Source organism: Streptomyces sp. KL109B, assembly GCF_030766935.1.
Taxonomy (GTDB): Bacteria; Actinomycetota; Actinomycetes; order Streptomycetales; family Streptomycetaceae; genus Streptomyces.
On sequence record NZ_JASERL010000001.1, the window covers coordinates 621,654 to 639,697 of the forward strand.

The following is an 18,044-nucleotide window of genomic DNA, read 5'->3' on the forward strand; positions in this document are numbered from 1 at the left end:
CGGTGGACTCACCGCTCTCACGGGTGCGTCGCAGCCCCGCTGGTAGCCCGAGAACCTACCGCGAGCGGGGTGCGCGCCGTGGCCGGACGGCACACAGGGCCCGCGCCTGACGGCGCGGGCCCTGTACGTGAGCGGCGTGTACGTGAACGTGCCTACTGGCGCGGCCTGTTGTACCAGGCTTGGACCTCGGGCTTGTTGATCGTGACCGCGAGGATGATCGCGAGCACGGTGTGCACGAGACCCACGCCGAGGAACGGGTAGATGCCGCCGACCGCGGTGAGGATCGCGAACACCATGGTCGCGGTGCGCACGCCCTTGCCGCCGGTGGGCAGCTTGACGGCGAGCAGGATCGCCCAGACGAGCCATCCGGTCATGAGCACCGCGAAGAACCACGTCACTCCGAGGCTCGCGCCCATGATGGCGTTGGCGCCCTCCATGCCCTCCACGCCCTCGGCGTCCGCCATGGCGTCGCTGGCCTGCGAGGAGATGTACGCGGACCAGCCGATGTAGCCGAGAGTGAGCAGCGTCTGCAGGCCCACGATCCACCACAGGAGCGTGCGGGCCGTCTTCGCCTTCGGCGGCTCCTGCCCCGGCACGCCCATGTGCGGGGCGCCGTACGGCTGTTGACCGTAGGGCTGCTGCCCGTACGCCTGCTGGCCGGGCACCGGCGGGGCCTGCGGGTAGCCGTAGCCGGGCTGTTGGGGTTGCTGGGGTTGCTGCTGCGGCGGCTGGCCCCAGCCGGGCTGCTGGGGCGGGGCGCCCTGCGGCTGCCCGTAGGGGTTGCCCTGCGGGGGCTGCGGCGGCTGCTGGGGCTGCTGGGGCTGTTGCCCGTACGGGTTCTGGGGATTGTTCGGCGGCGGCGGGAAGCTCATGCGTTCAGTCCTTCACTACGACGGTTGAGCAGATCTTGTCGGCGAAGGTCTGGTTCTTCTCGTCCCACAGCGGCCACAGGAAGCCGATGTAGCAGGCCATGGCGTCGAGCGCGTGGCAGATGTTCCGCAGGAACGCTCCGCCGAACCCGGTGGGCTGTCCGTCCAGTTCGCGCAGCACCCGGATGCCGACTGTCCGCTTGCCGATGGTCTGGCCGGTCGAGCCCATCTGGACGAGCATCCAGATGCCCATGCCGATGGCGCCGAGCGCCGCGACCACGATGAGGATCAGGCCGAGGGCGAAGAGCTCCTTCGCGATGCACAGGAAGCCGACCCCGTACAGCACGCCGACCGGGAGGCCGACGACGAGCCCGTCGATCAGGGTGGCGCCGAACCGCGACCCCCAGCCGGCCAGCTGCGGCATGCCGGGAGCGCCGAACTGCGGGGCCTGCTGATAGCCGTACGCGGCCTGCTGCGGCACGCCCGGCTGCTGCTGCGGGTAGCCGTAGGCGCCCGGACCCTGCGGCGCCTGCGGGTAGCCGGGCTGCTGCTGCGGGGCCTGCGGGTAACCGGGCTGCTGCTGGGGAGCCTGTGGGTAACCGGGCTGCTGGGGCGGGGCGGCCTGCGGCTGCCCGTACGGGTTGCCGGGCTGCTGCTGGGGAGCGGGCGGTGGCTGCTGCCCGTACGGATTGTTGGGGTCGCCGAAACTCATGGCGGGTGTTCCTCCGTTGACTACGCGGGGACGGCGCGGACAGCACAGCGGAGCGGCCGGAACCTGGCCGCGCGAGTGAATGCAATCCCCCGAGCCGCCCCCGTGCCGCCGCCTCCCGTGCGCTCCCCGCGGCGATGCGGCGATCATGCTCCCGCGCGCGCGTGAGGCGTGTCCAGCCGCATTGCTCACTTGTTGTGCAAGTGCAATGTGGGGCGCGGGCGGCGCGCGGCGTCAAGACGAAGGCATGAGATCCGGGCGGGGGCGAACTTGGGCGATGACACACCGCCCTGCGAGAATGACGCCATGACCGCCCAGATTCTCGATGGCAAGGCCACCGCAGCCGCGATCAAGTCCGATCTGACCGCCCGCGTGGCGGCGCTGAAGGAGAAGGGGGTCACGCCGGGGCTCGGCACGATCCTCGTGGGGGAGGACCCCGGAAGCCAGAAGTACGTCGCAGGAAAGCACCGCGACTGCGCGCAGGTCGGCATCGCCTCGATCCAGCGCGAGCTGCCCGCGACGGCCACGCAGGAGGAGATCGAGGCCGTCGTCCGCGAGCTCAACGAGGACCCGGCCTGCACCGGCTACATCGTGCAGCTGCCGCTGCCCAAGGGCATCGACGAGAACCGCGTCCTGGAGCTGATGGACCCGGACAAGGACGCCGACGGCCTGCACCCCATGAACCTCGGCCGCCTCGTCCTCAACGAGCCGGCGCCGCTGCCCTGCACCCCGTACGGGATCATCACGCTGCTCCGCAAGCACGGCGTCGAGATCAAGGGCGCGGAGGTCGTGGTCGTCGGCCGCGGCGTCACCATCGGGCGGCCGATGCCGCTGCTGCTGACCCGTAAGTCCGAGAACGCCACGGTGACGCAGTGCCACACCGGCACCCGTGACCTCTCCGCGCACCTCAAGCGGGCCGACATCGTCGTGGCCGCGGCCGGTGTCCCGCACCTGATCAAGCCCGAGGACGTCAAGCCGGGCGCCGCCGTGCTCGACGTGGGCGTATCGCGCGACGAGAACGGCAAGATCGTCGGCGATGTGCACCCCGGCGTCGCCGAGGTCGCGGGCTGGATCTCGCCGAACCCGGGCGGCGTGGGCCCGATGACCCGCGCCCAGCTCCTCGTGAACGTGGTCGAGGCCGCCGAACGGGACGCGAACGGTGTCGGCTGACGCGGCGGGCGCGGCCATGGGCGGCGCGCAGAGCACGGCGGGAGACGCTCCGGGGGACCGCTCCGGGGATTCCTCGGCGGACTCCCCCAAGGGCACGCCCGGAGCCGTGAAGAAGGCCGTCAGCCGGCGCTTCCCGATGCTCACGCGCGACACCGCGCGGCCGGAGGGCGGCGGCCGGGCCGCCGGTGGGGACGCGCCCGCGCCCGCCCGCCAGTGGCCGCTGATCGCCGTGCTCTCGGTGACCGCGCTCGGGCTGCTGCTGACCGCCTTCGGCCTGTTCCGCGTCGGCACGATCCTGGTCGGCGTCGCGCTGCTCGGCGGGGCCGTGCTGCGTTGGCTGCTGCCGGACGTCGGCATGCTGGCCGTGCGCTCGCGCTTCACCGACATGATCACGTGCGCGGGCCTCGGGCTCGTCATCGTGCTGCTCGCGATGATGGCGCAGCCCGATCCGTGGCTGAAGCTCCCGTTCCTCCAGGACACCTTGCACTTCACGGTGCGCTGATCACGGTGCGCTGATCACCGTGCGCCGACTCTTCGGCGACTTCAAGTGACGGGCGGGGCCTCCAAGTTGGAGGCCCCGCTTCCTTTTGTCGTGATCTCCGGCACGTTCCCGGGGTTTTTGGCACATGGACCTTGGCGTACGCGGTCGAATGACCCCATGCGCCCCCGGTCCGGGAACTGGTGACCCGACTCGGCGCATCCCATTGGGTAGCCAGTGGGGGCCGAGCACGACGCACGGCGTGAGGGGAACAGGGCACGCGGGGGGAATAGGGGGAAGGGCAATGCCTCGTTGGAAGGCGCTACCGGACGAACTCGACCCACAGATCAGGGAGTTCACCGGTCAGCTGCGCCGACTCGTGGACCGCGGCGGCCTGGGGATCGCCGCACTCGCCGACCGCACCGGGTACAGCAAGACCTCGTGGGAGCGGTATCTGAACGGCCGGCTGCTCGCACCCAAGGGCGCCGTCGTCGCGCTCGCCGAGGTGACCGGCACCAATCCCGTCCATCTGACAACGATGTGGGAGCTCGCGGAGCGCGCGTGGAGCCGCTCCGAGATGCGGCACGACATGACCATGGAGGCCATCCGGATCTCCCAGGCGCGGGCCGCGCTCGGCGAGTTCGGGGGCCCCGTGCAATCCGGACAGTCCACGCAGACCAAGCAGACCAAGCAGGCCAAGCAGACCCGGCCCCCGAAGCAGGCCGGTACCGCCGGTGTCGCGGGGCCCGCGGGGGTGTCGCCGACCGTGCCGCCGCAGGCCGCGGCGCCGCGCATGGACCAGTTCGGGCCGCCGCCCGTGATCCCGCCTCCGGAGGCCCCGCGGGGTGCCACGCCGGGCAGTGGAAAGCGGCGGCTGCTGATGTTCGGGGCCGGGGCCCTGGGCGCCGCGCTGATCGTCGCGGTCGGCTTCTTCGTGCTCGACGGGAAGGGCGGCGACGGCTCGGAGGCCAAGAAGTCGCCCTCGCCGAGCGCGAGCGCGACCCAACTGCCCGCGGGCGTCAAGTGCGTTGGCGCGGGCTGCGGCGGCAAGGACCCGGAGGCCATGAACTGCGGTGGCCGCCGCGCCGAGAACTCCACCACGGTCGTCATCGGCACCGCCACCGTCCAGGTCCGCTACAACAAGACGTGCAAGGCGGCGTGGGGCCGCATCCAGGGCGCGGCGCCCGGCGACGTCGTACAGCTGACCAAGGGCGCCAAGACCTCGAAGAAGGTCACGGTCGGCACCGCCGACACGGACGCGTACACGCCGATGATGGCGGTGGACTCGGCCTCCGACGTCAAGGCGTGCGCGACGCTCGCGAACGGGCAGAAGGGCTGCACGACGTAGTACGCACACGGGCCGAGCACACGCGCCGGGCACACGGGCCGAGCACACGCGCCGGGCACACGGTGCACACGGAGCACGCATGGGTGCGCTCCTTCGGGGAAGACGCACCTCTACCCCCACGGGAGGTCCGCAGTAGCACCCCCACGGCGGCCGCCTGAGCCTTACTCTCCCGGGCTCGGCGGCCGTCTCCGTGTGTGCGCCCGCGTTCGTGCCCGCGTTCGGGCCTTGCCACGCGTGAGCGGTCTGTGGGGCGGGCCACATGAACCTGTGGTTCCCGTGCGGGCGGGGCGCGATAGCCTGACGAACGGATCTCTTGATACCAAGAGATCGATCAAATTGACCTGCTGTCCTACGGAGAACGCCATGACCCGCACTCCCGTGAACGTCACCGTCACCGGCGCCGCCGGCCAGATCGGCTACGCACTGCTCTTCCGCATCGCCTCCGGCCAGCTGCTCGGCGCGGACGTGCCGGTCAAACTGCGTCTCCTGGAGATCACTCCGGCGCTGAAGGCCGCCGAGGGCACCGCCATGGAGCTCGACGACTGCGCCTTCCCGCTGCTTCAGGGCATCGAGATCACCGACGACCCGAACGTGGCCTTCGACGGCACGAACGTCGGCCTCCTCGTCGGCGCCCGTCCGCGTACGAAGGGCATGGAGCGCGGCGACCTGCTTGAGGCCAACGGCGGCATCTTCAAGCCGCAGGGCAAGGCCATCAACGACCACGCCGCGGACGACGTCAAGATCCTCGTCGTCGGCAACCCGGCCAACACCAACGCCCTCATCGCCCAGGCCGCCGCCCCGGACGTACCGGCCGAGCGCTTCACCGCGATGACCCGCCTCGACCACAACCGCGCGCTGACCCAGCTCGCGAAGAAGTCGGGCGCCACCGTCGCCGACATCCAGCGCCTGACGATCTGGGGCAACCACTCCGCGACGCAGTACCCGGACATCTTCCAGGCCACCGTCGCCGGCAAGCCCGCCATCGAGGCCATCGGCAACGACCAGCAGTGGCTGGCCGACGACTTCATCCCGACCGTCGCCAAGCGCGGCGCCGCGATCATCGAGGCCCGTGGCGCGTCCTCCGCCGCCTCCGCCGCCAACGCCGCGATCGACCACGTCCACACGTGGGTCAACGGCACGGCCGAGGGCGACTGGACCTCCATGGGCATCCCGTCGGACGGCTCGTACGGCGTCCCGGAGGGCATCATCTCGTCCTTCCCCGTCACCACGAAGGACGGCAAGTACGAGATCGTCCAGGGCCTGGAGATCAACGAGTTCTCGCGTACGCGCATCGACGCGTCCGTGCAGGAGCTGGTCGACGAGCGCGAGGCCGTGCGCGGCCTGGGCCTCATCTGAGCCCACTCACCGGTAGCCGGTAACGGCGGCTGCCCCTCGGACGTCCGAGGGGCAGCCGCTTTTTCGTGCCCGGAGTATTTCGTACCCGGAGTATTCGGTTCTGGATGTCGGTGTGACGTCCTATGCTTCTCCTTCATCAACTGCCGCAGCAGTACGGGCAGTTCGAACGGTCATCGTCGATGACGACCTCGGGGGAGTGGTGTGAGCACCGCGTATGTGCCGGAGCAGCCGTCTTCGGAGAACGGCGCCGGGGTGGCGGCGCCACCACCACCGGCGAAGCCGCCGCACGCCAGCGAGGCCACCCGGCTGCTGTGCGCGGGCGCCTATCTCGACCAGGGCTACCGGGACCGGGTCATCGAGCAGCTGCACCTGTACGAGCAGCGCATCGTGGCGCCTTCGCTCGGCTTCGACGCGGCCCGTGTCCTCGCGCACGCGCTGCGCGCACGACGTATCGAAGTGGCCTGGTCCTGGGCCGTGCTCGGGCTGTGGGCGGTGGGTCTGCCGCTGACCGACTACGGGATCCTCGCGTACCTGCTGCCGTCCGCGCTGCTCGCGCTCGGCGTCTGGATCCGCGGTCCCGGTCGGCGGCCGCCGGTCTGGCGCCGGGTGCCCGCCTGGTGGGTGCGCTGGTGGGGGCGGATCCTGCTGGCCGTGCTGCTGGTCTCCACCGTGGCCACGGTCATCAAGGGCGACGAGTACGGGAGCCTGTCCTACGAAGTCCGCTCCGACCTGCGCGACAGCCTGCCCGAGGTGCTGAGCTGGCTGGTCCCCGAGGGTTCGGGCACCGGGTCGAGCGGCGCCCTGTACGGCTGGCTCACGCTGCTCGTGCTCGCCCTGATCGCCGGATGCGTGGGCGCCCAGCGCAGCCAGTTCGCCCGCGCGCTCGGGGCCGAGCTGTCAGAGGCGCGGTTCGGGGACGCGTCCGCCGACCCGGCCGAGAGCGCCGAGGGCCCCCGCTTCCAGCGGGTGAAGCGGCGGATCAGGACCGAGCAGCACGCGCCGCTGATCATGTACCACGCGGTCCGACCGTTCTGCGGCGCGGGCGAACCGGTGGACACCTGGACGCTCGCCGTGGAACTGCGGCCCGACCGGATGAAGAAGCAGCAGCCGATCAACAACCGGAAGATCCTGGAGCAGGTCCGCCCGCTGCTCGAACGGCTGCGGCTGCCCGCCGAGTTCGCCGGCACCACCGTCCGCGACCGGCTGCGCTGGCTGGAGATCGACGAGTGCGTCTTCCTGCCCGCCGAGGGCCTCGCGGACCGGGACGACGCCCCGTACCGCCCCGAGGCCTTCGAGGAGCACCGGGGCCGGGCCGTCGAGGAGGGCGCGGAGAAGCGCCGGCACTTCCTGCGGATCCGGGTCGGCGGCTGGGAGGAGGAGCTGGTCGTCACCGTCTTCGTCCGCGTCCACACCCAGGGGCGGATGCTGATGCTGGAGATCGTGCCGCACGTCCTCGCCCCGGTACGCGAACCGTTCCGGAACGCCGACCGGGCCGCGCACCAGTTCCGGCACAACAACCCGGTCGGCAAGGCCGCTTGGGCCTTCGCGCGGGTGGCGGGTTCTCCCGTACGTTCCCTGATCACCATCGGCCGCTGGGTCGGCTACGGCTGGCAGGTGCTGACCGGCGGGCACGGCGGCGCGCTGCCGGACGGCCCCGCCCTTTCGGTGCGCGAGCTCGGCGCGGAGGGGCCCGGCTCGCGGTTCCAGCAGATGGACGTCGAGCGCTACCTCAAGTCGATACAGGACCGCATCGCCAACGGCGTGCGCCAGGCGCTCGCCGAATCCGGTTACCAGACCGGCGAGTTCGTCCAGAAGATCGTCAACATCAGCAGTGGCGGCGTGAACATCGACCGGGTCGAGGACTCCACCTTCGCCGTCGGCACGCACGCCCGCGCGACCTCGGGAACGGCCGAAGGCAACGGCACCCCGGACCAGAAGGGAACCGGCGACCATGACGACGCCTAGCGAAGAGCCCTCGGTCAGCATCGGCGACGTCCACGGCAGCACGTTCGCCATCGGCAGTCACGCCCACGCGGAGAGCCACACGGGCGGCGGCGCGCCGCAGACCGACGAGGCGACGCGCGAACTCCTCGCGGCGGTACGCGAACTGCGCGCCGACCTGACCCGACTGCGCGACGACGACGGCCAGTTGACCACCCTCGACGCCGAACTCGCCGAGACCGAGGGGGACATCACCCGCACCGGGCGCGCCCCGGCGAGCCGGATCGAGCGGCTGCGCGCGCTCCTCGCCGACTCCCAGGCGGTCGTCTCGCTGCTCGCGTCGGCCGGCACGGTCGCCGGGATGCTGGGGAACATGACGTGAGCGGACGCCAGTGGAACGAGGAGACGCAGCGCTGGGAGGAGGCGGGCACGCAGACGGGCGCGGTGTCGTCCCCGCCCCCACCCCGCCCGGACTTCGCCCCACCGCCGGGCACTGGCCCCGGCCCCGGCCCCGGCCCCGGCCCCGGCTCCGGCCCCGGCCCCGGCCCCGGCTCCGGCCCCGGCTCCGGCCCCGGCCCTGGCCCCGGCCCCGGCCCTGGCCCTGGCCCCGGCCCCGGCCCCGGCTCCGGCCCCGGCTCCGGCCCCAGCCCCAGCCCCGGCTCCGGCCCCGGCACCAGCCCCGGCCCCGGCCCCGGCGCACAGGACGGGACCCCGCCCCAGTCCTGGCCGGGACCGCCGCAGGACCCGCCCCCGCCGTCGCCCGGCCGCGGCCCCGGGCGGCGCTTCGTGGTCGTGGTGCTCGCCGCGGCCGTGTTCGGGGCCGCCGTCGCGACCGGGGCGGTGCTGATCAGCCGGGGGGACGACCCGGGGCCGGCCCCGAAGCCGGGGCCGACGACCGCGTCGCCCACCCACACCTCGGCATCCCCCACGGTCACCCCCACGCCGACCGGAGGGCTTCCCGCCGACTACCGGGAGGTGCGCGACGCGGCGGGCTTCACGCTCGCGGTGCCCAAGGGCTGGGACCGCACCGAGGGCAAGAACGGCGTGTTCTACACGTCCCCGGACGAGGGCTCGCTCATCCAGATCTTCACCATCGAGGAACCCGACACCACACCGCTCGAATCGCTCACCGCCGCGTCGAAGAACCTGTCGGGCAACCCCGGGTACGAGGAGGTCTCACTGGAGGAGACATCCGCCCCCGAGGGCGCCTCGGACGCGGTCACCGACGACGCGGCCGAGCTCGTCTACGGCTACGACAGCGAGAAGCTCGGCGCCCGCCGCAAGGTGGTCGACTTCGCGTTCACCGCGCAGGACGGACAGCAGTACGCGGTGCTGGTCGCGGGCCCCGACGCCGACTGGCCGGAGCAGGAGGACCGCCTGGCCACCGCGCTTTCGCGGTTCGCACAGGACTGAGCGGACCGGCGTGTAGTGACACAGCGCACTTTTGGCGCCGTACGGGCATGCTTCCCGAGCACCAGGGCAGGGGCATGCGATGTCACCGTAGAGATCGCCGAAGGGGCGTCTGCGGTGACCGGGGGACATACCCGGAACGGAAGGCGAAGCAGGACGTGTCAGTGCAAAACACCATCCATGTCGGCGGAGAGTGGCGCCAGGCCGCATCAGGGGCCTCACGCGAGATCCTCGACCCTGCGGATGCCAAGCCGTTCGCCGTGATCGCAGAGGGCGCCGCCGAGGACGCGGACGCGGCGATCGCCGCCGCCCGCCGCGCCTTCGACGAGGGCCCGTGGCCGAGCACCCCGGTCGCCGAGCGCGCCGCGTTGCTGCGCCGCGTCGCCGACCTCCTCGTACGCGACCGGGAGAAGATCGGCCTCCTGGAGAGCCGGGACGCGGGCAAGACCGTCGAGGAGGGCCGCGTCGACGTCGACTGCGTCGCGGACGCCTTCCGTTACTTCGCGGACCTCGTCATCGGCGAGGGCGCGGGCCGCGTCGTCGACGCCGGTTCCGACGACATCCACAGCGTCGTCGTGCACGAGCCGGTCGGCGTCTGCTCGATGATCACGCCGTGGAACTACCCGCTCCTGCAGGCGAGTTGGAAGATCGCCCCGGCGCTCGCCGCGGGCAACACCTTCGTCATCAAGCCGAGCGAGATCACGCCGCTGACGACCGTCGCGCTCGTCGAGCTGCTGATCGAGGCGGGCCTCCCGGAGGGCGTCGCCAACATCGTCACGGGCCCCGGCGCCTCGGTGGGCGCGCGCTTCGCCGACCACCCCGACGTCGACCTCGTCTCCTTCACCGGCGGCCTGGTCAGCGGCACCAAGGTGGCGCAGGCCGCGGCCGTCTCCGTGAAGAAGGTCGCCCTCGAACTCGGCGGCAAGAACCCGAACGTCGTCTTCGCCGACGCGTGCGAGACGGAGGAAGGCTTCGACACCGCCGTCGACCAGGCGCTGAACGCCGCGTTCATCCACTCCGGCCAGGTCTGCTCCGCCGGTTCCCGCCTCATCATCGAGGAGTCGGTGCGCGAGCGCTTCGTCGCCGAACTCACCCGCCGCGCCGAGAAGATCCGCCTCGGCCGCGGCACCGAGGACGGCGTCGAGTGCGGCCCGCTCGTCAGCGAGCCGCAGCGCGACAAGACCGAGGCGTACGTCGCGTCCGCGCTCGCCGAGGGTGCCGTGCTGCGCTGCGGCGGCAAGCGCCCCGAGCCGTCCGAGGTCCGCCCGGCCACCGGGTACTTCTACGAGCCGACCGTGCTCGACCAGTGCCACCGCGAGATGCGCGTCGTGCGCGAGGAGACCTTCGGGCCGATCCTCACCGTCGAGACGTTCCGCACCGAGGACGAGGCCGTGGCCCTCGCCAACGACACCGAGTACGGACTCGCGGGCGGCGTGTGGACCGAGGACGCGGGCCGCGCCCGCCGCATGGCGCGCCGGCTGCGGCACGGCACGGTCTGGATCAACGACTTCCACCCCTACCTGCCGCAGGCCGAGTGGGGCGGGTTCGGAAAGAGCGGTGTGGGCCGCGAGTTGGGTCCTGCGGGGCTCGCCGAGTACCGCGAGAGCAAGCACGTGTACCAGAACCTGGCGCCGAAGCCGGTGCGGTGGTTCGCGGGCTGACGTCCGCGTCCTCCTGGGCCGTGCGCCCGTATACGTAACCCGTGTGAACGTCCCGGGGCTCTGCCCCGGACCCCGCGCCTCAATCGCCGGCGGGGCTGGATTGCTTGGAGTTGAGTCATGTCCGAAAACACCTACGACTACGTCATCGTTGGTGGTGGCACGGCCGGATCGGTGATCGCGTCACGCCTCACCGAGAACCCGGACGTCACCGTCGCCGTCATCGAGGGCGGCCCCAGCGACATCGACCGCGACGACGTGCTGACGCTGCGCCGCTGGCTCGGCCTGCTCGGCGGTGACCTCGACTACGGCTACACGACCACCGAGCAGCCGCGCGGCAACTCGCACATCCTGCACAGCCGCGCCAAGGTGCTCGGCGGCTGCTCCTCGCACAACACGCTCATCTCGTTCAAGCCGCTGCCGGGCGACTGGGACGAGTGGGCGGCCGCGGGCGCCGAGGGCTGGGACCACAAGGCGATGGACCCGTACTTCGCCAAGCTGCGCAACAACATCGTGCCGGTCGACGCGAAGGACCGGAACGCGATCGCCAGCGACTTCGTCGAGGCCGCGCAGGCGGCGACCGGCGTGCCGCGCGTCGAGGGCTTCAACAAGGGCCCGTTCAAGGACGGCGTCGGCTTCTTCGACCTGTCGTACCACCCCGAGAACAACAAGCGTTCGTCGGCGTCGGTGGCGTACCTGCACCCGCACATGGAGGCGGGCGACCGCCCCAACCTGACGCTGCTGCTTGAGACTTGGGCGTACAAGCTGGAGTTCGACGCCACCGACGACGGGCTGACCGCGCGCGGCGTGCGGGTGCGCGGCAAGGACGGCGTGGAGACGCTCATATCCGCGCGCAACGAGGTCCTCGTGTGCGCCGGCGCCGTCGACACCCCGCGCCTGCTCATGCACTCCGGCATCGGCCCGAAGGTCGACCTCGAAGCCCTCGGCATCCCGGTCCTGCACGACCTGCCGGGCGTCGGCGAGAACCTGCTCGACCACCCGGAGTCGGTCATCGTCTGGGAGACGAACGGGCCGATCCCCGAGAACAGCGCGATGGACAGCGATGCGGGTCTGTTCATCCAGCGGGACCCGGAAGCGGCCGGTCCGGACCTGATGTTCCACTTCTACCAAATCCCGTTCACGGACAACCCGGAGCGCCTCGGCTACGTACAGCCGGAGCACGGGGTGTCGATGACGCCGAACATCCCGAAGCCGAAGAGCCGCGGACGGGTGTACCTGACGAGTGCCGATCCCGAGGTCAAGCCGGCCCTCGACTTCCGTTACTTCACGGACGAGGACGACTACGACGGCAACACCCTCGTCGACGGCATCAAGATCGCCCGCGAGATCGCCAAGACCGAGCCGCTGGCCGGCTGGCTCAAGCGCGAGGTGTGCCCCGGCCCGGACGTCACCGACGACGAGGCGATCAGCGAGTACGCACGTAAGGTCGCGCACACCGTCTACCACCCGGCCGGTACTTGCCGAATGGGTGCGGCGACCGATGAACTCGCCGTGGTGGACCCCGAGTTGAAGGTGCGCGGGCTGGGCTCCCTCCGTATTGCCGATGCGTCCGTCTTCCCGACGATGCCCGCGGTGAACCCGATGATCGGGGTGCTCATGGTCGGGGAGAAGTGCGCCGAGCTGCTGGGTGGTGATGCGTGATGAGCGCGACTGTGTCTGAGGCGGGTACAGGTACGGGTACGGGTACGGGTGCAGGTGCGGACAAGCGGGCCGGGGCCGGGGACGGGTCCGGTTCCGAGGCCGTGTTCGCCGTGCGGAATCTGTGGAAGGTCTTCGGGCCGAAGGCCGAACGGGTCCCGGGGCAGGCCGAGTTGGCCGATCTGAGCGCCGCCGAACTGCGGGCGAAGACCGGCTGCACGGCCGCCGTGCGCGATGTCTCGTTCGACGTGAAGCGGGGCGAGGTCTTCGTTGTCATGGGCCTGTCGGGTTCCGGCAAGTCGACGCTCGTACGGTGTCTGACCCGGCTCATCGAGCCGACGTCCGGGACGCTGGAGATCGACGGCGAGGACGTCCTCGGCATGGACAAGTCGCGGTTGCGGGAGCTGCGCCGCCACCGCGCGGCGATGGTCTTCCAGCACTTCGGGCTGCTTCCGCACCGCACGGTCCTCGACAACGTCGCGTACGGCCTGGAGATTCAGGGCGTCGGCCGCGCCGAGCGGCGGGCGAAGGCGGCGGAGGTCGTGGCGAAGGTGGGCCTGGACGGTCTTGAGTCGCGTCGCCCCGGGCAGTTGTCCGGTGGTCAGCAGCAGCGCGTGGGGCTTGCGCGGGCGCTGGCCGTGGACCCCGAAGTGCTGCTGTTCGACGAGCCGTTCAGCGCGCTCGACCCGCTCATCCGGCGTGACATGCAGGAGGAGGTCGTGCGGCTGCACCGTGAGGAGGGCCGCACGATGGTCTTCATTACGCACGACCTGAGCGAGGCGCTGCGGCTCGGTGACCGGATCGCGCTCATGCGCGACGGCCGTGTCGTGCAGCTCGGCACGCCCGAGGAGATCGTCGGGTCGCCGGCGGACGACTACGTCCGGGAGTTCGTACAGGACGTGCCGCGTGAGCAGGTCCTGTCGGTGCGGCATGCGATGCGGCCCGCCGACGAGGACGAGGTCGACCGGGGGCCGTCGATCGCGCCGGAGGCGACTGTTTCGGCGGCGATCGAGGCGGTTGCTTCCAGCGGGTTTGCGGTGCGGGTGGTGGATGGTGCCGGTGAGTGTGTCGGTGTGGTCGACCACGAGCGGCTCTTGAGTGTCATTGCGGGCACGTCCCCTACGCCGCGGGGCTCCGCCCCGGACCCCGCGCCTCAATCGCCGGCGGGGCTTGATAAGCCCGGCACCGTGCCTACGCCGCGGGGCTCTGCCCCGGACCCCGCTGCTCAATCGCCGCAGGGGCTTGATATGTCCGCCGAACCGGGGCTTGATGTGCCCGCTGAACCGGGGCTTGATGTGCCCGCCGAAGCGGGGCTTGAATTGCCCGCCGAAGCGGGGCTTGAATTGCCCGCCGAAGCGGGGCTTGAATTGCCCGCCGAAGCGGGGGGCGAGAGGCCCCGGGCGTCGGCCTCGGACGAGGGGGCCGAGTGATGGCTGCCGCTGTAACGGCCGGTCCGGGCGAAGGTGCGGGGGGCCGGGTCAGTGCCCTGGTGCGCAATCGCGCGCTGGGCAAGATCGCCATGCTCGTCGTCGCGGCAGCGATCCTCGTGCCGCTCGCCAACGCCAAGTGGGGCAGCGGCACTTGGCCGCACGCGCTCACCGTCGACCTGACGAAGCCGCTCGGCGAGGTCAGCACGTGGATCGTCGACCACCGGGACACCAGCCCCCTCTTCACGTACTTCTTCGGCTACATCAGCGAAGCCGTCGTCGTCTCCGTGCGCGCCGTCTACCTGCTGCTCCTCGCCGCAGGCTGGGCCGGGGTGACCGCCGCCGCGGGCCTCATCGCGTGGCGGATCGCGGGCTGGCGGCTCGCCGTCGGAACCGCTGTCGCGTTCCTGCTGTGCGGCGGGCTCGGCATGTGGGTGCCGACGATGCAGACGCTCGCCCTGATGATCGTGGCGGTCGCCGCGTCCGTCGTGATCGGTGCCCTGCTGGGGCTCGCGGGCGGACTCAGCGAGCGCGTCTTCAGGGTGCTGCGCCCGGTACTCGACACCATGCAGGTGCTCCCCGCCTTCTCGTACCTCCTCCCCATGACGCTGATCTTCGGCATCGGCGTCCCGGCCGCCGTCCTCGCGACGGTCGTCTACGCCGCTCCGCCGATGGCCCGCCTCACGGCGCTCGGCCTGCGCGGCGCCGACGGCGGCGTCATGGAGGCCGTCACCTCGCTCGGCGCCAACGCCCGGCAGCGGCTGCTGAGCGCGCGCCTCCCGCTGGCCCGCAAGGAGCTGCTCCTCGGGGTCAACCAGACGATCATGATGGCGTTGTCGATGGCCGTCATCGCCTCCGTCATCGGCGCGGGCGGCCTCGGTGACCGCGTCTACCAGGCGCTCGCCTCCGTCGACGTCGGCGCGGCGCTCGCCGCCGGTATCCCGATCGTGCTGCTCGCGGTCGTCCTCGACCGCGTCACGGGCGCGGCGGGCGCACGCCTCGGGGGCGGCGGTTCGGTCTCGGCGTACTCGAAGTGGTGGGACGTACTCGCCGTCGCCGTCGGCGCCGTGGTCGTGTCGGTCGTGGGCCGTGTCGCGGGCCGCCTCGACTGGCCGACGAGCTGGGTCGCGGACATCGCCGACCCGGTCAACTCCGCCGTCGACTGGATGACGAACCACCTCTACTCCGGCGTCCCGTTCTTCGGCGGCACCAACGTGTGGGCGGGCAACTTCACGACCTGGATCCTCAACCCGATCCGCGACGGCCTCACCTCCCTCCCCTGGTGGGGCGTGCTGTTCATCGTCGCCGTGCTCGCGTGGCTGATCGGCACCTGGCGCACCGCGCTGACCGCCGTCGTCGCGATGGCGGTCATCGGCGGCCTGGGCGTCTGGGAGCAGTCCCTCGACACGCTCTCGCAGGTCATCGCGGCCGTGGCGGTCACCCTCGTGCTCGGCGTCGCCATCGGTATCGGCGCGGCCCGCAGCAAGCGCGTCGAACGCGTCCTGCGCCCCGTCCTCGACGTGTGCCAGACGATGCCGCAGTTCGTGTACCTGATCCCCGTGGTCGCCCTCTTCGGCGTCGGCCGCGCCCCGGCCGCCTGCGCGGCGGTCGTGTACTCGCTGCCCGCGGTCATCCGCATCACCACGCAGGGCCTGCGCCAGGTCGACCCGGCGGCGATGGAGTCCTCGCGCTCCCTCGGCGCCACGACCCGCCAGCAGCTCCTCAAGGTCCAACTCCCGCTCGCCCGCCCCTCGTTGCTGCTCGCCGTGAACCAGGGCGTCGTCCTGGTCCTCGCCGTCGTCATCATCGGCGGCCTCGTCGGCGGCGGCGCGCTCGGCTACGAAGTCGTCGCGGGCCTCGGCCAGGGCGACCTGGCGACCGGCCTCGTCGCGGGCGTCGCGATCGTCTGCCTGGGCCTGATGCTCGACCGGGTCACGCAGCCCACGGAAAGGAGGACGTCCCGATGAGCGCATCCCGTCGTACGTTCATGGGCGCGCTGTTCGGAGCGGGGGCAGGGGTCGCCCTCTCCGGCTGCGGCGGCGTCGACATGACCAAGCAGACGTCCCCGTACGCGAATGCCGCGGGCGCCAAGACGGTCACGATCTCCGTCCAGTCCTGGGTCGGCGCCTCCGCCAACTCCTACGTCGCGAAGTACCTCCTGGAGGAGAAGCTCGGCTACCGCGTCGACATCGTCCAGGTCGACGAGGTCCCCGCCTGGGACGCCCTCAGCCAGGGCCGCGTCGACGCGATCATGGAGGACTGGGGCCACCCCGACCAGGAGCAGCTGTACGTCAAGGAGAAGAAGACGATCGTCTCCGGCGGCGGCCTCGGCGTCATCGGTCACATCGGCTGGTTCGTCCCGACGTACTACGCCGAGAAGAACCCGGACATCACGGACTGGCGCAACCTCAACAAGTACGCGAAGGAGTTCGCCACCGCCGAGTCCGGCGGCAAGGGCCAACTCCTCGACGGCTCGCCGTCCTACTTCACGTACGACAAGGCGCTGGTGAAGAACCTCGACCTGGACTTCCAGGTCGTCTTCGCCGGCTCGGAGGCCGCCCAGCTCACCCAGGTCAAGCAGTTCGCGAAGGTGCGCAAGCCCTTCATGATGTACCTGAACCGCCCCCACTGGTTCTTCTCGCAGGTCCCCATGACGGAGGTCAAGCTCCCCAAGTACACGGAGGGCTGCGAGGACGACGCGGACGCGGTGCGCTGCGCGTACCCGACGCTGGAACTCCAGAAGTACCTCAACGCCGACTTCGCCGGCACCGGCAGCGACGCGGCGAGGTTCCTCCGGAACTTCCGCTGGACCGGCACCCAGCAGAGCCAGGTCTCCCTCCTCATCGCAGGCAAGGGCCTGACCCCGGACGAGGCGGCGAAGCGCTGGGTCGCGGAGAACCGCAAGGTCTGGCAGCGCTGGATGCCGAGTCGCTAGGCGCTGGGCGGGGTGTGCGTTACCTGGCGGCGCGGGTGTGCGCCGCCAGGAACGCGTTCCAGGCGGAAGCGGTGGCGGCGAAGGTGGGCCCTTCGCCGCCGAGCTTGGAGTCGCGGACGTGGATGCGGGAGGCGCAGGCGGCGACTTCGAGACAGTTGCCGCCTTGGTCGTCGCTGTAACTGGACTTCCGCCATTCCAGGGCGACTTCGAGGCAGTTGCTGCCCTCGCTGTCGCTGTAACTGGACTTGAACCACGTCAGGTCGGCGTTCACAGTTCCCGCGCCACCTTTCTGATGAAGTCGGCCGAATCCTCGGGGCTGAGCGCGTGCATGCGGATCATGTCATGGGCACGAGTGAGTGCACTCACCTTGTTCGCATCGGCGTACAGGGTGCTGGTCTCGGGCCCCTCCACGTACGCATAGTGCTCGTGGTCGACGGTCTCCAAGACGGCGACGGCACCGCGGAGCGCGACGCCGTACGCCCGCCCGAACGGCAGTACCTGAATCGATACGTTCCTCAACTCGCCCAGCTCCAACAGGCGTTGGAGCTGCCGCTCCATGACCTCACGCCCGCCCACCTGCGCCCGCAGCGCCGCCTCGAACAGCACAAAGCTGAACATGACGCCCGTCCGCACGGTCAGCGCCTCCTGCCGCTTGAGCCGCCCGGTGACCCGTTCCTCGACGGCCTCGTCGTCGAGCGGCGGCGAACTCGCGCCGATCAACGCCCGTGCGTACTCGGGCGCTTGAAGCAGCCCGGGAATCAGCAGCGGCTCGTACGAACTGATGGCGATGGCGTCCTTCTCCAACGCCATGAACTCCTGCGACCGTTGCGGGTGCGCCTCCGGTTTCAGGTACTCCTGGGCGGCGACGATCTTCCCGCCCGCACCGCACAGTTGGTCGGCGATCTGGAGCAGCCGCAGCGTCGGCTTTCGGCGCCCGTTCTCCATGGACTTCACGTACTCGCAGCCGTAACCGGCCTCCTTGGCCAGTATTTCGCGGTCCACGCCGGCCTCGGAACGCCACAGCTTGATCTGGCTGCCGCAGTACCGCCACGCGAGATTGATCTCTGCCGACATGCACACCTCC

At 71.1% G+C, this 18,044-nt stretch carries 16 protein-coding genes; 12 read left to right on the forward strand and 4 right to left on the reverse strand.

Going from position 1 to position 18,044, the window contains the following annotated elements; all coding sequences use genetic code 11:
- Nucleotides 1-152: 152 nt before the first annotated feature.
- Nucleotides 153-872 carry a hypothetical protein gene (locus RBJ65_RS03000; RefSeq protein WP_306321066.1) on the reverse strand — a complete coding sequence of 240 codons (720 nt, stop codon included), beginning with the start codon at nt 870-872 and terminating at the stop codon, nt 153-155.
- A 4-nt stretch (nt 873-876) separates the two neighbouring features.
- Nucleotides 877-1,581: an RDD family protein gene (locus RBJ65_RS03005; protein WP_306321067.1), complete on the reverse strand. Its 705-nt coding sequence runs from the start codon at nt 1,579-1,581 to the stop codon at nt 877-879.
- 303 nt (nt 1,582-1,884) lie between these two features.
- Here RBJ65_RS03005 and RBJ65_RS03010 point away from each other — a divergent pair, with 303 nt between their 5' ends.
- The 12 genes from RBJ65_RS03010 to RBJ65_RS03065 all read left to right on the forward strand — a co-directional run bounded on the left by RBJ65_RS03010 (nt 1,885) and on the right by RBJ65_RS03065 (nt 16,960).
- Nucleotides 1,885-2,748 (forward strand): bifunctional methylenetetrahydrofolate dehydrogenase/methenyltetrahydrofolate cyclohydrolase, encoded by an 864-nt coding sequence (locus RBJ65_RS03010; RefSeq protein WP_306321068.1) that lies wholly within the window; start codon nt 1,885-1,887, stop codon nt 2,746-2,748.
- Nucleotides 2,738-3,250 carry a DUF3017 domain-containing protein gene (locus RBJ65_RS03015; protein ID WP_306321069.1) on the forward strand — a complete coding sequence of 171 codons (513 nt, stop codon included), beginning with the start codon at nt 2,738-2,740 and terminating at the stop codon, nt 3,248-3,250. The genes RBJ65_RS03010 and RBJ65_RS03015 overlap by 11 nt, the downstream gene beginning before the upstream one ends.
- Before the next feature lie 280 nt (nt 3,251-3,530).
- Nucleotides 3,531-4,574 (forward strand): DUF2690 domain-containing protein, encoded by a 1,044-nt coding sequence (locus RBJ65_RS03020; RefSeq protein WP_306321070.1) that lies wholly within the window; start codon nt 3,531-3,533, stop codon nt 4,572-4,574.
- A 363-nt stretch (nt 4,575-4,937) separates the two neighbouring features.
- Complete coding sequence (locus tag RBJ65_RS03025) at nt 4,938-5,930, forward strand: malate dehydrogenase (RefSeq protein WP_306321071.1); 993 nt, start codon at nt 4,938-4,940, stop codon at nt 5,928-5,930.
- Nucleotides 5,931-6,131: 201 nt separating this feature from the next.
- Nucleotides 6,132-7,895: a hypothetical protein gene (locus RBJ65_RS03030; RefSeq protein WP_306321072.1), complete on the forward strand. Its 1,764-nt coding sequence runs from the start codon at nt 6,132-6,134 to the stop codon at nt 7,893-7,895.
- Nucleotides 7,882-8,253, forward strand: coding sequence for a hypothetical protein (locus RBJ65_RS03035; RefSeq protein ID WP_306321073.1), 372 nt, complete (start codon nt 7,882-7,884; stop codon nt 8,251-8,253). Before RBJ65_RS03030 ends, RBJ65_RS03035 begins: the two co-directional genes overlap by 14 nt.
- A complete protein-coding gene (locus RBJ65_RS03040; protein ID WP_306332107.1) occupies nt 8,250-9,284 on the forward strand; it encodes a hypothetical protein in 1,035 nt (344 codons plus the stop codon). Before RBJ65_RS03035 ends, RBJ65_RS03040 begins: the two co-directional genes overlap by 4 nt.
- A gap of 155 nt (nt 9,285-9,439) precedes the next feature.
- Complete coding sequence (locus RBJ65_RS03045) at nt 9,440-10,942, forward strand: aldehyde dehydrogenase family protein (RefSeq protein WP_306317647.1); 1,503 nt, start codon at nt 9,440-9,442, stop codon at nt 10,940-10,942.
- 117 nt (nt 10,943-11,059) lie between these two features.
- Nucleotides 11,060-12,601, forward strand: coding sequence for a GMC family oxidoreductase (locus RBJ65_RS03050; RefSeq protein ID WP_306317649.1), 1,542 nt, complete (start codon nt 11,060-11,062; stop codon nt 12,599-12,601).
- Nucleotides 12,601-14,028 (forward strand): betaine/proline/choline family ABC transporter ATP-binding protein, encoded by a 1,428-nt coding sequence (locus RBJ65_RS03055; RefSeq protein ID WP_372341213.1) that lies wholly within the window; start codon nt 12,601-12,603, stop codon nt 14,026-14,028. The genes RBJ65_RS03050 and RBJ65_RS03055 overlap by 1 nt, the downstream gene beginning before the upstream one ends.
- Complete coding sequence (locus RBJ65_RS03060) at nt 14,028-15,992, forward strand: proline/glycine betaine ABC transporter permease (RefSeq protein WP_306317650.1); 1,965 nt, start codon at nt 14,028-14,030, stop codon at nt 15,990-15,992. The genes RBJ65_RS03055 and RBJ65_RS03060 overlap by 1 nt, the downstream gene beginning before the upstream one ends.
- A complete protein-coding gene (locus tag RBJ65_RS03065) occupies nt 15,989-16,960 on the forward strand; it encodes an ABC transporter substrate-binding protein (RefSeq protein ID WP_306317652.1) in 972 nt (323 codons plus the stop codon). Before RBJ65_RS03060 ends, RBJ65_RS03065 begins: the two co-directional genes overlap by 4 nt.
- Nucleotides 16,961-16,979: 19 nt before the next feature.
- Here RBJ65_RS03065 and RBJ65_RS03070 read toward each other — a convergent pair whose 3' ends face one another.
- Together RBJ65_RS03070 and RBJ65_RS03075 are read right to left on the reverse strand one after the other, a co-directional pair.
- Entirely contained in the window at nt 16,980-17,231 is a 252-nt protein-coding gene (locus RBJ65_RS03070) for a DUF397 domain-containing protein (RefSeq protein ID WP_306317653.1), read from the reverse strand.
- A complete protein-coding gene (locus tag RBJ65_RS03075) occupies nt 17,228-18,034 on the reverse strand; it encodes a helix-turn-helix transcriptional regulator (RefSeq protein WP_306317654.1) in 807 nt (268 codons plus the stop codon). The genes RBJ65_RS03070 and RBJ65_RS03075 overlap by 4 nt, the downstream gene beginning before the upstream one ends.
- Nucleotides 18,035-18,044 lie beyond the last annotated feature (10 nt).

What these genes read in the sequence shown, in the direction of transcription:
- RBJ65_RS03000 (WP_306321066.1), bottom strand. Translation starts at nt 872, where the DNA reads ATGAGCTTCCCGCCGCCGCCGAACAATCCCCAGAACCCGTACGGGCAA.
- RBJ65_RS03005 (WP_306321067.1), bottom strand. Translation starts at nt 1,581, where the DNA reads ATGAGTTTCGGCGACCCCAACAATCCGTACGGGCAGCAGCCACCGCCC.
- RBJ65_RS03010 (WP_306321068.1), top strand. Translation starts at nt 1,885, where the DNA reads ATGACCGCCCAGATTCTCGATGGCAAGGCCACCGCAGCCGCGATCAAG.
- RBJ65_RS03020 (WP_306321070.1), top strand. Translation starts at nt 3,531, where the DNA reads ATGCCTCGTTGGAAGGCGCTACCGGACGAACTCGACCCACAGATCAGG.
- RBJ65_RS03025 (WP_306321071.1), top strand. Translation starts at nt 4,938, where the DNA reads ATGACCCGCACTCCCGTGAACGTCACCGTCACCGGCGCCGCCGGCCAG.
- RBJ65_RS03035 (WP_306321073.1), top strand. Translation starts at nt 7,882, where the DNA reads ATGACGACGCCTAGCGAAGAGCCCTCGGTCAGCATCGGCGACGTCCAC.
- RBJ65_RS03050 (WP_306317649.1), top strand. Translation starts at nt 11,060, where the DNA reads ATGTCCGAAAACACCTACGACTACGTCATCGTTGGTGGTGGCACGGCC.
- RBJ65_RS03055 (WP_372341213.1), top strand. Translation starts at nt 12,601, where the DNA reads ATGAGCGCGACTGTGTCTGAGGCGGGTACAGGTACGGGTACGGGTACG.
- RBJ65_RS03060 (WP_306317650.1), top strand. Translation starts at nt 14,028, where the DNA reads ATGGCTGCCGCTGTAACGGCCGGTCCGGGCGAAGGTGCGGGGGGCCGG.
- RBJ65_RS03065 (WP_306317652.1), top strand. Translation starts at nt 15,989, where the DNA reads ATGAGCGCATCCCGTCGTACGTTCATGGGCGCGCTGTTCGGAGCGGGG.
- RBJ65_RS03075 (WP_306317654.1), bottom strand. Translation starts at nt 18,034, where the DNA reads ATGTCGGCAGAGATCAATCTCGCGTGGCGGTACTGCGGCAGCCAGATC.